General features: G+C 67.1%; 13 protein-coding genes. 5 read left to right on the forward strand and 8 right to left on the reverse strand.

Features of this window, described 5'->3' with window-relative positions; all coding sequences use genetic code 11:
* Positions 1-61: 61 nt before the first annotated feature.
* Genes WKB25_RS17495 through WKB25_RS17505 form a run of 3 tightly spaced genes read right to left on the reverse strand, consistent with a single transcriptional unit; the run spans position 62 to position 3391 of the window.
* Positions 62-694, reverse strand: coding sequence for a DsbA family protein (locus WKB25_RS17495; protein ID WP_340571971.1), 633 nt, complete (start codon positions 692-694; stop codon positions 62-64).
* Between the two features lie 19 nt (positions 695-713).
* Positions 714-1982 carry an amidohydrolase family protein gene (locus WKB25_RS17500; RefSeq protein WP_340571973.1) on the reverse strand — a complete coding sequence of 423 codons (1269 nt, stop codon included), beginning with the start codon at positions 1980-1982 and terminating at the stop codon, positions 714-716.
* Entirely contained in the window at positions 1982-3391 is a 1410-nt protein-coding gene (locus WKB25_RS17505; RefSeq protein WP_340571974.1) for an amidohydrolase, read from the reverse strand. The genes WKB25_RS17500 and WKB25_RS17505 overlap by 1 nt, the downstream gene beginning before the upstream one ends.
* Positions 3392-3544: 153 nt before the next feature.
* Here WKB25_RS17505 and WKB25_RS17510 point away from each other — a divergent pair, with 153 nt between their 5' ends.
* Positions 3545-4321 (forward strand): AMP nucleosidase, encoded by a 777-nt coding sequence (locus WKB25_RS17510; RefSeq protein ID WP_340571975.1) that lies wholly within the window; start codon positions 3545-3547, stop codon positions 4319-4321.
* Positions 4322-4364: 43 nt separating this feature from the next.
* The gene (locus WKB25_RS17515) at positions 4365-4904 is read left to right on the forward strand and encodes a DUF924 family protein (protein ID WP_089236798.1); all 540 of its coding nucleotides are present in this window, start codon (positions 4365-4367) and stop codon (positions 4902-4904) included.
* A gap of 93 nt (positions 4905-4997) precedes the next feature.
* Here the strand turns inward: WKB25_RS17515 and grxD are convergent, their stop codons facing one another.
* The gene (gene grxD / locus WKB25_RS17520; RefSeq protein WP_340571977.1) at positions 4998-5924 is read right to left on the reverse strand and encodes a Grx4 family monothiol glutaredoxin; all 927 of its coding nucleotides are present in this window, start codon (positions 5922-5924) and stop codon (positions 4998-5000) included.
* A 60-nt stretch (positions 5925-5984) separates the two neighbouring features.
* On the opposite strand from grxD, the gene WKB25_RS17525 reads away from it, so the two are divergent.
* Entirely contained in the window at positions 5985-6764 is a 780-nt protein-coding gene (locus WKB25_RS17525) for a polysaccharide deacetylase family protein (protein WP_340571978.1), read from the forward strand.
* A gap of 151 nt (positions 6765-6915) precedes the next feature.
* Here the strand turns inward: WKB25_RS17525 and WKB25_RS17530 are convergent, their stop codons facing one another.
* Genes WKB25_RS17530 through WKB25_RS17540 form a run of 3 tightly spaced genes read right to left on the reverse strand, consistent with a single transcriptional unit; the run spans position 6916 to position 9547 of the window.
* On the reverse strand, positions 6916-7647 hold the full coding sequence (locus WKB25_RS17530) for a class I SAM-dependent methyltransferase (RefSeq protein WP_340571980.1): 732 nt from the start codon (positions 7645-7647) through the stop codon (positions 6916-6918).
* Positions 7648-7651: 4 nt separating this feature from the next.
* Positions 7652-8269, reverse strand: a complete 618-nt coding sequence (locus WKB25_RS17535; RefSeq protein ID WP_340571981.1) for an SGNH/GDSL hydrolase family protein — start codon at positions 8267-8269, stop codon at positions 7652-7654.
* A 3-nt stretch (positions 8270-8272) separates the two neighbouring features.
* Positions 8273-9547 (reverse strand): pyridoxal phosphate-dependent aminotransferase, encoded by a 1275-nt coding sequence (locus WKB25_RS17540; protein ID WP_105164626.1) that lies wholly within the window; start codon positions 9545-9547, stop codon positions 8273-8275.
* A 121-nt stretch (positions 9548-9668) separates the two neighbouring features.
* Between WKB25_RS17540 and rsgA the strand changes: the two genes are divergently transcribed.
* Together rsgA and WKB25_RS17550 are read left to right on the forward strand one after the other, a co-directional pair.
* A complete protein-coding gene (rsgA, locus tag WKB25_RS17545) occupies positions 9669-10769 on the forward strand; it encodes a ribosome small subunit-dependent GTPase A (RefSeq protein ID WP_240196694.1) in 1101 nt (366 codons plus the stop codon).
* A 256-nt stretch (positions 10770-11025) separates the two neighbouring features.
* Entirely contained in the window at positions 11026-12279 is a 1254-nt protein-coding gene (locus WKB25_RS17550) for a flavohemoglobin expression-modulating QEGLA motif protein (RefSeq protein ID WP_340571985.1), read from the forward strand.
* 437 nt (positions 12280-12716) lie between these two features.
* On the opposite strand, the gene WKB25_RS17555 is transcribed toward WKB25_RS17550, so the two are convergent.
* A complete protein-coding gene (locus tag WKB25_RS17555) occupies positions 12717-15005 on the reverse strand; it encodes a TonB-dependent receptor (RefSeq protein WP_340571987.1) in 2289 nt (762 codons plus the stop codon).
* Between the last annotated feature and the right edge of the window lie 108 nt (positions 15006-15113).

The following is a 15113-nucleotide window of genomic DNA, read 5'->3' on the forward strand; positions in this document are numbered from 1 at the left end:
GAAATGTGAAAACTATCTCAAAACCGGATCGGGCGCGCGAGGGAAATGCGCCACTGCCTGTTCAGCGACTGCGCTGCACTGCCATCGGCAGGGCCACCGCCTGCTGCCAGTCGGGGCGACCCAGCAGGCCCGGGTCCTCCAGCACCGCCGCCATCAGCGGGTGGCTATCGTTGCCCCAGAACAGTTCGCCGTCGATGGCCAGGGTCGGCACGCCGAATACGCCGGCCTCGATTGCCGCGGCGGTGTTGCGGCGCAGCTGTTCCTTGATTGCCGGCTCGCCAATGGCCGCCTCCACATCGCTGATACCCAGCCGGGCGGCGGGTTCGCGCAGGGCCGGGGCGCTGTCGGCCGCGTGGCCGTCGCGCCAGATCCAGTCAAACAGCACATCCACCGCCTCGGTGCTGGCGCCCGCGGCCAGGCACAGGCGCAGGGCCGCCAGCGGGTTGAACGGATGCCCGGGCGGGAAGCGCAGGGGGGTGCCCTCGGCCTGCGCGGTCCACAGCAGCTGGCGGTACATGAAACGGCGCTTGGCCGGGATCTCCGCCGGGCCGAGGTTGCCCAGATGGTGCAGGACCGCACCGAAGGCGATCGGTGCCGGTTGGATGTGCTCGAACTGCGGCAGCCGCTTCACCTTCTGCCAGTGCAGGTAGGAGTAGGGCGAGACGAAGTCGAAATACCAGCGCAGGGTAGGCATCGATGGCTCCTTGTAACGGTCAGGGCTGCGCGTTGCGCTGCAGGTAGCGGTCGCGCAGTTCGGTCTGGCGCGAGCGCATCGGCATCGCACGGCCGCCCAGCCAGACCTGTTCGGCATAGTGCGCCACATCCAGCGGATCCCCTTCCCACAGCACCAGGTCGGCGCGCTTGCCCGGCTCGATGCTGCCGATCTGGTCGGCCACGCCCAGCACCTCGGCCGGTACCCGGGTCAACCCGGCCAGGCCGTCGGCCCAGGGCAGGCCATTGGCCACCGCGTTGCCGGCCAGCTGGCGCATCTTGCGCGCGTTGTGCGAGGCGTCGTCGCGCTGTGCGAAGGCCACCGCTACGCCGGCACGCTGCAACCGCGCGGCGTTTTCCAGGGTGGCGCCGATCTGGTCGAAGGTCGTCGGCAGGTTGCCCAGTGCATCGACGAACACCGGTACCTTGGCCGCTGCCAGTTCCGGTGCCAGCTGCCAGGCCTCGGCACCGCCGGCAATGGCGATCTTCACCTTCTCGCGGGCCGCCCAGCGCAGCAGCTGGCGGATGTCGGCCGCGCGGTCCACTTCCACGATGATGCGGCCCTGGCCGGACAGATAGCGGGCCAGCGTGCGGCGACCGGCCGGGGTCAGCAGCGCATGCGGCGAGTCGGCGGCGACCTGGCCACGCGCTTCATCGACCATCTGCTGCAGCAGCATCCACTGCGCCGCGCGCGATTGTCCGGTCAGTTCAGATGCCGCAGCCCCCAGACGCAGGAACAGGGCGCGCGGGCCGATCGGGTCGGCACTGCCATCGAAGCGCACCACGCCACCCTGGCCAGCAACGAAGCCACCACCGGTGGCCGCACCCAGCGCCGTGAAGCCGATGCCATCCAGGCGTGCCACCGGAATCAGCACCGACGCGGGGTTGTAGGCCAGGGTCACGTCGAATTCCGGACGCAGCGGCTGCTCACCGATCTTCAGCGCGCTGTCGACCGTGCTCGATTCACCGGACACTTCCTCGATGCCGATCTCGGTGATGCCGCCGAACAGGGCAGGGGTCAGCGTGCGGCCCCTGGCCTCGACCACCGGCACGCCGGCCGGTGCGGAGAGGCCGCGACCCACCGCGCGGATGATGCCGCCCTGCACCAGCACGTCGGCGTCTTCCACGTTGCCGTGTGCGCTGGCGGTAGCGACGGTCGCACCGCGCACCAGCAGGTCCTGCGCCTGCGCAGGCGATGCGATGCAGGCCAGCGCCATGACGGCAGCGCCGAGCGTTGCGGCAGACTTCACCATTACCTTGAACATGCCCATCAGCGCAGCTCCTGTCCAAGCTGGAAATCCGACCGCGTCGTCGCGGCCGGCGTACTGCGGTCGTACACGCGGCGACCATCGACGAACACCTGTTCGGCCAGTGCGTACGAACTGAAGGGGTTGCCGTTCCAGATCACCACGTCGGCCATCTTTCCGGCCTCCAGCGTGCCGGTCTGTGCTTCGATGCCCAGCGCCTTGGCGGCGTTGGCGGTCATCCAGGTGATCGCCCGTTCGGGCGCGATCTCCGGCATGTGCGCGCGGCGCGCGGCGGCCATCACCTTGGCCGCTTCCTGGTTCAGGCGCTGGATGCCTTCGGGCGAGTCGGAGTGGACGATGGCGCAGCTGTTCTTCGGCCGGTCGACCAGCGCGATGTTCTCGGCGATGCCGTCGAAGGCCTCCATCTTGAAGCCCCACCAGTCGGCCCACAGTGCCCCGCACACGCCTTCGGCCGCCAGCCGGTCGGCCAGTTTGTACGCCTCCACGCCGTGGTGGAAGGCGGCCACCTTGAAGCCGAATTCCTTGGACAGATCGAGCATGGTGGCCATTTCATCGGCGCGGTAGCAGTGGATGTGCACGCGGATGTCGCCCTGGATTGCACCCGCCAACGTGTCCAGCTTGAGGTCGCGCTTGCCGCCGGCGTCACCAGCGCTGTCGCCCTTGTCGCTGCCGAACCAGCCCTTGCGCTTGGCCGGCTTCGGTTTGTTCTTGGCGATGTAGTCGGCCGCGTCGATGAAGGCTGCGCGGTAACCGGCCACGTTGCCCATCCGCGTGGCAGGTGCCACGCCCTTGCCGCCCCCGTAGACGCGCTTGGGGTTCTCGCCGCAGGCCATCTTCAGTCCCCACGGCGCGCCGGGAAATTTCATCGCCTGGTAGGTGGTGGCAGGCACATTCTTCAACGTCACGCCGCGGCCACCGACCAGGTTGGCCGAACCCGGCAGCACCTGCATGCTGGTCACCCCGCCGGCCAGTGCCGCCTGGAAACCGGGGTCCTGCGGCCATACCGAATGCTCAGCCCAGACATTGGCGGTGACCGGCGCGGTCATCTCGTTGCCGTCGCTGTGCGCGCTGACGCCGGGGCTGGGATAGACGCCCAGATGCGAATGCACGTCGATCAGGCCCGGGGTCACCCATTTGCCGTCGGCATTGATGCGGGTGACGCTGGCGTCGACCTGCAGCGCATCGCCGACGGCGACGATGCGGCCATCGCGCAGCAACACATCGGCGTTGTCCAGGCGCTGGCCGGTGCCGGTCAGCACGGTGGCGTTCTGGATCAGCAACGGCCCATCGGGATGCGCCTGGTAGGTGCTCGGGTAGGGATCGGCCACGAAGCGCGAAGCGCCCACGGCCGGCGCCGTGCTCAGCGATACCAGCGCCAGACCCAACCCGGCGCGCAACAACGTCGATGTCATGCAGATCCCCTTGTCAGCGTGTTCAACCCACCGACGCTAGCCGGGGACCGGCCTGCTTGCCAAGTGTCCTTTTCCACGGGGCGTCATCTGCCGTCTCGACGGCAACGTCCGCCTCCCGGAAAATGGTGCTCCCCACGCCGCACCGGATCGCCCATGAAGAGCAAGCAGGACATCGTCGACAACTGGCTGCCGCGCTATACCGGCGTGCCCCTGGACCAGTTCGGCCAGCACATACTGCTGACCAACTTCGGGGGCTACCTGCATACGTTCTCCACGCTGACCGGTGCGCCGGTGATCGGCCTGGACCGGCCCATGGCCAGTGCCACCATCGACGGCATCACCATGATCAACTTCGGCATGGGCAGCCCCAATGCCGCGATCATCATGGATCTGCTGTCGGCGGTGATGCCCAAGGCGGTGTTGTTCCTGGGCAAGTGCGGGGGGCTGAAGCGCAAGAACGAACTGGGCGACCTGGTGCTGCCGATCGCGGCCATCCGCGGCGAAGGCACCTCGGGCGACTACCTGCCGCCGGAAGTGCCGGCCTTGCCCGCCTTCGCCCTGCAGCGTGCGGTCTCGACCATGATCCGTGACCTTGGCCACGATTATTGGACCGGCACCGTCTACACCACCAACCGCCGGGTCTGGGAGCACGACGAGGCCTTCAAGGAGCGGCTGCGGGCGATGCGCTGCATGGCCATCGACATGGAAACCGCTACGATCTTTGCCGCCGGCTTCGCCAACCACATTCCCAGTGGCGCCCTGCTGCTGGTTTCAGACCAGCCGATGATCCCGGATGGGGTGAAAACCGAGGCGTCGGACGCCAAGGTCAGCTCGCAGTTCGTGGAAAACCATATCCAGATCGGCATCGAGGCGCTTAAGCTTATCCGGCGCAACGGCAAGTCGGTCCGCCACCTGCGCTTCGACGAATGATGATGATGGCCTGGCGCGGTGCGCCGGCCCTGGGGAGTAGGTGATGGACGTTGCCGCGCAAGTGGTGGAATTCTGGAAAGACGCGGGCCCTGAAAAGTGGTTTGCCCGCGATGATGCGTTCGACGCACGGTTCCGTACGCTGTTCGCGGACGAACATCATGCCGCCGCATCGCGCGCGCGCGAGCACTGGCTGGGCAGCGCCGAGGGTGCGCTGGCGCTGATGCTGCTGCTGGACCAGTTTCCGCGCAACTGCTTCCGCGGCACGGCCCATTCCTATGCCACCGATGGCCTGGCCCGGCACTACGCCATGCGCGCGATCGAAGAGGGGCTGGACCTGCAGCTGGTACCCAAGCTGCGCGCCTTCATCTACCTGCCGTTCGAGCATTCCGAAGATCCGCTGGACCAGGACCGCTCGGTCGCGATGTTCGACGTGCTGGGCGACAAGGAATACCTGCAGTACGCCGAACTGCACCGCGACATCATCCGCCGCTTCGGCCGGTTCCCGCACCGCAATGCGGTGCTCGGCCGCATGCCGTCGCCGGAAGAACTGGACTACCTGGCCGAAGGCGGTTTTGCCGGATAACCCGGAAGGAGTAGATCCACGCCATGCGTGGATGGATTCAACGGAAAACGCCGGCTTTCGCCGGCGTTTTTCCTGTGTATCAACTGCAGCCGATCAGTACTTCGGCACGCCGTTGTCCACTTCGTCCGACCAGGCATCGATGCCGCCAGTGACGTTGAACACCTTGCTGAAGCCCAGCGCACGGAACTGCTCTGCGGCCTGCGCGCTGCGGCCGCCGTGGTGGCACAGGAAGGCCAGGGCGGTGTCCTTCGGCAGGGCTTCCAGCTCGGCGCGGACGTTGCCATCGAAGCTCTTGAACGGCACGCCGACCGCGGCGATGGCACGTTCTTCGGCCGGGCGCACGTCCACCAGCATCACGTTGCCGGCACGCACCAGGTCATCGGCATCGCGCACGCTGATTTCCTGCACCGGCTTGGGCGCGTTCGGGTTGTCGATCGCAAGGCCCTTGCCACGGATGTCGTCAACCCAGTCGATGGTGATGCCATCGGCGCGGCGGGCACTGGCCAGGTCGAACTGCACGCGCAGGCCGTTGGACTCGGCGGCAATCGCGCCTTCGTCGTACGGGGCCAGCTGGAAGTTCGGCTGGAAACGGGCATCGATGCCCAGCTGCAGCGAGGCACCCGGCGAATCGGCCAGCGCGCCCTTCAGCATTTCCACCGCGGCCGGGGTGACGGTGATGCGCGGCGGGGTGCGGTCCGGTGCGGCCAGGCCCAGCACGCTGCTCAGCTCACCGCTGGCGGCCATCTGCAGCACGATGTCGCTGCCGCCGACCAGCTCGCCGTCGATGTACAGCTGCGGGATGGTCGGCCAGTCGCCATAGGCCTTGATGCCTTCGCGGATCTCCGCGTCGGCCAGCACGTTGACGTGGGCGAACTCCACGCCCAGGTCCTGCAGGGCACCCACGGCCTTGGCCGAGAAACCGCACTGCGGCATCGACGGCTGGCCCTTCATGAACAGCACGACGCGGTTGTCGTTGAGGATGGTTTCGATGCGCGAACGCAGGGCGGGATCGAGGGACATGGCAGTCATGGGTCCGAAAAATTCGAATCATCAATTCTACCCCCCATGGCATCATGGGGAATGACCAGCGCAGGAACATTGCATCGCATCCCGACCCGGCCCTGGCGCTGGGTGCCTTGGCTGCTGCTGTCGCAGCTGGCTGTGATCCTGATCTGGGTGCTGGCGGGCTGGCACTGGGGCCTGGCCGTGATGGTGGCAAGCCACGCCTTGTTCATGGTGCCGGTGTTCCTGCCCAACAGCCGCTTCTACGCACCGGTGCTGAGCCGCTTGCCCGATGCCGGCAACCGTGTCTGGCTGACCATCGACGACGGTCCCAGTGAAGAAACCCCGGCGGTGCTGGATCTGCTGGACCGGCATCAGGCACGGGCGACCTTCTTCCTGGTCGGCGAGCGCGCATTGGCGCATCCGGCCCTGGTGGAGGAGATCCTGCGTCGTGGGCATGACCTCGGCAACCACAGCCACAGCCACCCGCAGGCGCGCTTCTGGCGGTTGGGTCCGGGCACGATGGCGGCTGAGATCGAGGGTTGCCAGCATGCGCTGCAGACGGTCAGCGGGCGACCGGTACGCTGGTACCGTTCGGTGGTGGGCATGACCAACCCGTTCGTGGCGCCAGTATTGCGCAAGCTGGGTCTGGTGCGCGTGGGCTGGAGCGCCCGCGGCTACGACGGCGTTGGCTGCACGCCGGACGGCGTGCTGGCGCGTCTGCTGCCCGACCTGCGCCCGGGCGCGATTGTGCTGTTGCATGAAGGTGCCGCCCACGGCCACAACCTGGCCATCATCGAACGCGTGCTGCAGGTGCTGGACGAGCGCGGCCTGAAGGCCGAACTGCCGGCCGGCTGACCGGTAGCGCCGGGTCACGCCCGGCGAGCGCGCAGCGCGGCAAGAGCGAAGCGACCCGCGTTTGCTCTTCGCTTTTCTCTTGTCTGCCGTGGTGGACGCACCCGTAAACCGCCCGGGCAGCCCTCGCAGACCGCCGCCCACCACGAGGGGCTCAGCCGTTGGCCGCAGTTCCCGGACGCTCGGCAACCAGCAGCCAGCTGTTGAACGGCGTGCGCCCATGCAGGGGACGCAACGGAGCCACCTGCAGCCCAGCGTCAGCCAGCGTGGCCTGCAGCCGCTGCGGATCCGGGTAATGGCGTGGTCGCGTGCCCATCCAGCCGACCAGCCACGCCAGCCGATCAGCCACCCGCGTAGTGCGGTCGCGGCGGTCGCCGGTCGCCAGCGGCGTACGCAGCAGCAGGCGGCCACCGGGCGCGACACGCGCGCTCACCGTGCGCAGCAGTTCCAGTTGTGGCGCCTCATCCAGGTACTGCAGCACATCCAGCAGCAACACATGCCCTGCATGCGCCGGCAAGGGTGCCTGCACATCCAGACAGTCGAAACGTGCATCGGCCAGGCCGGTGCCGGCGCGCTGCGCACGCGCGATCTTGTCGCTGTCCACGTCAATCCCGAGGTACGCCTGCTGGCGGCCACGCTGGCGCAGTACGTGCGCGAACAGGCCCAGCCCACAGCCGAGGTCGAGCACCGGCTGGCCGTCGTCGGGAAGGTGCTGCAGTACGCCGTCATACAGCGGGTCGCTGCCCAGCTTGCCGCGGGTGTAGTAGTAATCGCGGCGGCTGCCCCAGGCCTGCATCGGCCGGAAAGACTCGGCGATCAGGCGCGCCTGTCCGGCATCAAGCGGCGAACAGGGCAAGGGCGTGCCGTTCCGTGGCGTGCCGTCCATCGGCTCAGTCCGTCCTGCCCAGCAGGTGCGCGGCCACCGGCAGCGCACGCGCACTCCACAGCGCATACATCCGTGCGGACGGGTGCAGGCCATCCTCGGCGATCATCGTAGGGTCAGCGCCGTTGTCGCGGCTGATATCGGTGATGTCGACGAAGGCCACGCCCTGCTGGCTGCTGATCACCTCGGCGGCAGCGTTGAACTCGTCGGTTTCGATCTCGATGCCGGTCAGATGCCGCCCGCTCTGGATGCCGAACGGGGTCGCGCCCCAATCGGGGAAGGACAGCACCAGCACGTGGTCCGCGCGGCCACCGGCAAAGCCGATCGCGCGCTGCAGCAGGGCCTGGAACTGCACTTGGTACTCGTCCAGCGGGCGCCCGCGGTACTGGTTGTTGACGCCGATCAACAGGCTGACGAAGTCGAACGGCCCTCGCGGCGCCACTTCGTCGATGCCGGCGTCGAGCTCGTCGGTGGTCCAACCCGTGGTGGCGATCGTCTGCGGGTCGGTCAGATCAATGCCCTGCGCACGCAGGGCGGCGGCGAGCTGATGCGGCCAGCGGCCTTCGACCGGGACCGCTTCACCGATGGTGTAGGAATCGCCCAGGGCCAGATACGACAAGCCCATCGCTCAAGCCACCGACCGACGGGGCTTCAGCGGCACCACCTTGGTGGCGTCTTCGGCACGGCGGGTGAGGGCGCGGTCGATACGGGCGAACACGTCGCGCATCACCGACGCCTCCGGCAGCAGGGTCACGCGGAAGTGGTGGCGGTAAGGCACGTTGAAGCTTGAGCCCGGTACCACCAGCACGCCGTCGTTGTTCATGAGGTCCAGCGCGAAATTGTGGTCGTCGAAGCCCTTGGCGGCGGCACCGACCACGGCCGGGAACGCGTACAGCGCACCGGCGGGGGCGACCAGCGACAGGTGCTCGCTGGCCTCGCAGGCTTCGATCACGGCACGGCGGGTTTCATACAGACGGCCGCCCGGTGCGCACAGCTCGGAAATGGTGTCCGGGCCGTTCACCGCGGCGTCGATGGCGTATTGGCCCGGCACGTTGGCGCACAGGCGCAGTGCGCCCAGCAGGTCCAGCGCGGCGCGGAAGTCGCCCAGCCGCGCGTCGTCGCCGCTGAGGTGCGCCCAGCCCACCCGCCAGCCGCAGGCGCGGTGCACCTTGCTCAGGCCGCCGAAGGTCAGGCAGGGATGGTCACCGGCCAGCGGTGCGACCGGCTGGAACACCGCGTCGTCGTACAGGATCTGGTCGTAGATCTCGTCGACCAGCAACAGCAGGTTGTGGCGGCGCGCGATCTCGACCACCTGCTCCAGCAACTCGCGCGGGTAGCTGGCGCCGCTGGGATTGTTCGGGTTGATCAGCACGATGGCGCGGGTGCGCGAGGACACCAGCGTCTCGATCTCGCTCGGGTCCGGCTGGAAGCCGTTCTCGGCGGCGCAGCGGTAGTACACCGGGCGGCCGTCGTTGAGGATGGTCGAGGCCGACCACAGCGGGTAGTCCGGCGAGGGCACCAGCACTTCGTCGCCCGGGTTGAGCAGCGCACGCAGCGACAGGTCGATCAGCTCGCTGACGCCGTTGCCGACGAACACACGGTCCGGGTGGGCGTCCGGCGCGCCACGGCGGGCGTAGGCGGCGGCGATGGCTTCGCGGGCGACCGGCAGGCCCTGTTGGTGGGTGTAGGGATCGGTGCGGCCCATGTCATCGGCGATGGCGCGCTGCAGATGCTCCGGTGCGCGGAAGCCGAACGCGCCGGGATTGCCGATGTTGAGCTTGATCAGCTTGTGGCCCTGCGCTTCCAGTTCCCGGGCTCGCCGCGCCAGTTCTCCGCGGATTTCGTAGCGCACTTCGGAAAGGCGCTCGCGGATGACCAGGGGTTTGGGCGAGGGAGTGGACATGGGCGGTGGGCCGCAAAAGGCATGGGGGTTCCATGGTAGCGGAATTGCTGCAGCGCATGGCAAGGGCTGCAGGGCCCGCCAACATTGGGCTGGGCGGCATCGCACAGGTAGAATGGCGGCGATGACCCAGACCCCCGATTTCACCGCCCTGCAGACCATTGGCTGGCCCTGGCCGGGCCCGCCGCAGCAGGCCGACTGGCAGGCCGTGATGGCTGCGCACCCGCAGGCCCACCCGGCGCGGGTGATCGAACAGCACCGCACCCACTACGTGGTGGCGGATGGCCCGGAGGCGTCGATCAAGGCCGAATCGTTGCCGGAATGGCAGCGCCCGCGCTTCCCCAGCCACGAACGGCCGGCGGTGGGCGACTGGGTGCTGCTGGACGGCATCCGCATCGTCGCCCTGTTGCCGCGACGTACCGCGATCAAGCGTGGCGCCGCCGGTGAGCATTACCATCAGCAGGTGATCGCGGCCAACATCGATACCGTCTTCATCGTCTGTGGGCTGGATGCGGACTTCAATCCGCGCCGTATTGAACGCTACCTGCTGCTGGTAGGCGGTGGCGGTGCCGAACCGGTGGTGGTGCTGACCAAGGCCGACCAGACCGAGTACAGCGAAGACGCGCTGGCGGTACTGGAAGAGCTGGAGATGCAGGGCATTGCCCTGCACGCGATCAACGGCCTGGATGCAGACAGTGTTGCAGTGCTGGAGCCGTGGTTGGGCCCCGGCCGCACGGTGGTGCTGGTGGGTTCTTCCGGTGCGGGCAAGTCGACGCTGACCAACACGTTGCTGGGCGAGCAGCGGATGAAGACCAACACGGTGCGCGCAAACGATTCGCGCGGCCGCCATACCACCACCCACCGCGCACTGATGCCACTGCCGATGGGCGCCTGCCTGATCGATACGCCGGGCATGCGCGAACTGAAGCCCACCGGCGAAGAGACGCTGGCCGAAGGTGGTTTCGCCGATATCGAAGCGCTGGCCGCGCAGTGCCGCTTCCGCGACTGCATGCATCAGCAGGAACCCGGCTGCGCCGTGCGTGCGGCGATCGATGCTGGCGAAATTGAAGAGAGCCGGCTGCAGAACTACTTCAAGTTGAAGGAAGAAGTGGCCGCTGCCGCCGCGAAGCTGGCCGTGCGCCAGGCCGAGACGGCGCAGGAGCGTGGCGGCAGGAAGGGCAAGGGCCAGCAGTTCCGCCCCGCGGGCAAGCCGCGTAGGCGCTGACCCCGCGGTGCCGGTAACGCGCTTCTGGTAGGTGCCAACCAAGGTTGGCACTGTCAGGGCAAGGGCGGCCCAGTAGATCCACGCCATGCGTGGATGCTTTCCGCCCATGCACATCTGTGCCAACCAAGGTTGGCACTGTCAGGACAGGGGCGGCCCAGTAGATCCACGCCATGCGTGGATGCTTTCCGCCCATGCACATCTGTGCCAACCAAGGTTGGCACCTACCAAAGCAAGGGCAGGGCGCTATAGTCCGCCCATGGAACCGACCGCGACGCTTGACCGTGACGTGGCCCACCATGCAGCGCTCGATGCGCGCCTGGTCGAGGCCGTAGGAGGCATCCGCCTGCTGGGCCTGACCAGTTGGCCGGCAACCCTGCAAGCTCCCTTCCTGGACAGCGTGGCCCGCGGCCAACCCAAGCTGCCGGTGGTCGACTACCCGAAGCTGGACTTCAGCGACGAACGTCGCACGCTGGCGGCGCTCGCTGCCGAGTGCGATGAAAGCCATCCGTTGGGCCATTACGTGCGGCAGTCCGCGCAGAGTTGGGATCTGGCTGCGCAGCTGCTGGAAGGCCTCGGTACGGCGGCCGTGGATGCCTGCTCGGTGCAGTTGTTCGGTTCACCCGAGCACCCATTGCCGGGCAACGGACCGAGCACGCGCGATGCAGCGCGCCACTTCATCCAGATTGCCGCCGAACTGGATCACGAGCTGCTGGCACCGGAAGAACAGGTGCCGGTTTCGGCGATCGCGTTGCAGTTGCAGCTGCAGAATGACCTCGATGCGTTCTTTGAATCACGCATCATCCAGGTGCAGCTGGACCCGGATCTGGTCTCCAAGGCGGCGGCCGGACCCACCCGCATCCGCCTGCGCACCAGCGCTCGCTTCAGCGCCTACGACCGCGCGCAGTTGTTCCACCACGAAGCGCTGGTACATTCGCTGACAGCGTTGAATGGTCGCGCGCAGCCGGTGCTGCCGAGCCTGGCGCTGTCCTCGCCACGGGTGACGGCCACCCAGGAAGGATTGGCGACATTCGCCGAACAGATCACCGGCAGCATCGACATCGAGCGGCTGAAGCGCGTCAGCCTGCGTACCGAGGCGATCGCGATGGCGCGCGAAGGTGCGGACTTCATCGAGGTGTTCCGCTACTTCTGCGATTCCGGGCAGAACCCGGAAGAGAGCTTCGCCTCGGCGCAGCGGGTGTTCCGCGGCGTTCCGCCGAGTGGTGGCCTGGCCTTCACCAAGGACACGGTGTACCTGCGCGGTCTGGTGTCGGTGCACACGTTCTTCCGCCACATGCTGGCCGAGGATCGCCTGCAGGTCTGCCGCTGGCTGTTCGCCGGCAAGATGAGCCTGACCGATGCGATCGCGTTCGCGCCGCTGTTCGAATCGGGCGTGCTGAAGCCACCGCGTTGGCTGCCGCACTGGATGAGCCGTGCGAACGGCCTGGCCGGCATGCTGGCGTTCTCGCTGTTCGCCAACCGCATCCGGATGGACCAGCTGGCGCCGGAATGAAAGGCGTTGGCGGATCCTCCGGCGCCTGCCTGCTATCGGCTGGGAGGAGGCGGGGCACCCTGGCCAGGACACGCAAAAGCCCCTCCATGGTGCTCGATGGCGCCATCCATGGCGCCAACGGTCCTGGTCAGGGTGCCCCGCCTCCTCCAGACAGTTTCCTGCGAGCGCGGTAGCAGGTCCACCAGAGGGATTGCGTTCGAAAAGCTTGAAAAGCAAAGAGCCGGGCAACGCCCGGCTCTTTGCTTTTGCTCTTCTTTGCCTTCCGCACCGTGGCGCAGGAAACCGTCGAGCAGGGTTGGATGGGCCGGCGCAGGACCGTTGGCGCCATGGATGGCGCCATCGAGCCCCCATGGACGGGTTCACGGCGTGTCCTGCGCCGGCCCATCCGGCCCTGCCCCGCGACGACAATCAAGACGCCGCGGAGCAACGCTTTCGACTTAGAACTCCGCCGCCACCGTCATGAACACCTGCCGCGGCGCACTCGCATGGATCGCATACCGCGTGCCCTTCGGATCGGTCGGTGCGAACGAACTCAGCTGGCCGGCATAGCGCTTGTTGGTCAGGTTGGTTGCGTTCAACGACACCCGCACGTTGCGCAGGCCCATGCCCGGGCCGAAGTCGTAACCGGCACCCGCATCGAAGGTGGTCACGCCTGGCACCGACTGGTCATTGGTGTAGGTGTAGTAGCGCTTGCCGGTGTACTTGGCGCGCAGGCTGGCGAAGAAGCCGTCGCGGTTCCAGCTGATCTCGCTGGACGCCATGCGCTGCGGCGTATCCACGGTGATCTTGCCGGCCACCGGCACGATCGCACCGCCCGAGGTGTAATCATCCTCGTAGGTGGTCTTGTTCCAGGACAGCGCGTTGTACCACTGCAGGCCATCGACCGGCTTGAGGATGAAGGTCAGCTCTGCACCGTGGCTCTTCACCGAACCGACGTTGATGAAGCGCGTCACGCACTCCGGACGCGTGCCGACTTCGATGCTCGAGCACGGGTTCAACGACAGCAGGCGGTTGTCGAACTTCACGTTGTAGGCGGCGATCGAGGCCTGGTATTTCTCGCCGAAGGTACGGAAACCAGCTTCCAGGCTCTTGGACTTCTCCGGTTCCAGGCCGGCGCTGGCCGCAAATGATTCCGGTGACACCTGCAGCGGGCCACCGCTGCCGCCACCGACGAAGGCAGCAATGTTCTCGGCATACGAGGCGAACACCTCGTTGTTGGCGTTGAGCTTGAAGCCCACGCCCAACTGCGGCAGCACCGATTCCTTCGCGGTCAGCGTGCCCGAGGCAATGCTGGTTTCCACGCCCGGCTGGGCCTTGGCGGTCATGCGCGTATTGGGGCTCTTGATGCCGACATCCACGGTCAGGCGCTGGTCGAGGAAGCGCATCCGGTCCTGCACGTAGAACTGGCGGGTACGGATGTCGAAGTCCTGGTTGAACAGGCGGCGGTCCGGGTTCTGCAGGTACAGGTCGTCCAGGAACGGGCCGCTGATGTAGTAGAAATTGCGCGAGACGTTATGGTCGTTCTGTTCGTACCACACACCGGCTTCCAGCTCATGGATACCCACCGTCCACGACAGCGCGGCGGTCGCGCCGTCGCGGTTGATGGTGTAGTTGGTGCTGCGGATCGAGATCGGCAGCATCCTGTCGGTGCCCGGGTAGGACGGCTGGCCCGGTGCCCACCAGTGGCCCTGGCCACGGTTCTCGTGGTGGTAGCCCAGCAGCTTCAGCCGGCCCTGCTCACCCAGGCGGATGTCGGCGTCGATCGAGTACAGGTTGTCGTCGCGCAGCGCACGGCTCTGGTAGTACGCATCGTCAATGCTGTTGACGCCGCCGCTGAATGCACAGCGCGCCTTGTTGTAGGTGCCCGGTGCGCAGTACGCAGCCGCAACGGCGCGATCCCAGTCCGGTGCATAGATGTTCCAGTCATAGCCCAGGCCGCGCGCCAGCATGTCCTTGGACAGATAGGCATAGTTGGCCTGGCTGGCGCGCGAGGTGGCGACGAAGGCGCCGAAGCGGTTGTCGCCCACGTTCCACACCGCCTTGGCGTTGAACTGACGGGTGGTCTGGTTCTGATACGGTGCGGCCCACATGTCCTGGTCCTGGTGCACGCCGGAGACATAGGCCGAGAAGCCGTTGATATCGCCGGTATCCAAGCGCAGGTAGCCGCGGCGCTGGTTGTCATCACCCGCGGTGATGCTGGCGCGGCCGCCGAACTCGGTGGACGGATCCATCGAGAAGTACTGGATGGTGCCACCCAGGTTGCTGGTCGAGGCCACGCCCAGCGAGCCGATACCCTGCGACAGCTCGGCGCCGGCCAGGTTCTCGGCGATCAATGCACGGGCGATGCTCAGGCCGTTGTAGTTGCCGTAGCTGTTGTCGCCCAGCGGAATGCCGTCCAGCGTGTAGCCCAGGCGGCTCTTGTCGAAGCCGCGCAGGCTGATGGTCTGCGATTCTTCATTCGCACCGAACGCATCGTTGGACTGCACCGACACGCCGGGCAGGCGGTCGAGGATCTTCTGGCCGCTGGTACCTGGCGGCAACACCTGCTTGTCGACGGTGGTGATGCGCTGCACCTGGCGGGTCTCGCCCTGGCCGATGACCGAGACGGTATCCAGCGTCTGCGCGCTCAGCGCGGTATCGGCGGTGGCGTCGGTAGCTTCAGCGGCGTGGGCGCTGGCGGCGGAAAGCGCGATCGCCACGGCGATCGTCAGGTATCGGGTCTGCATGATGGTCCATTGCATGGGGGGTGGTCACCGGCCCGGGGCTCGGTGCGTGGCCACTATGCGAACGGAACATGAAACCTTGTTTACGAAAAACCAACGAACGGCGTCGCG

Source organism: Stenotrophomonas sp. G106K1, from assembly GCF_037969685.1.
Taxonomy (GTDB): Bacteria; Pseudomonadota; Gammaproteobacteria; order Xanthomonadales; family Xanthomonadaceae; genus Stenotrophomonas; species Stenotrophomonas lactitubi.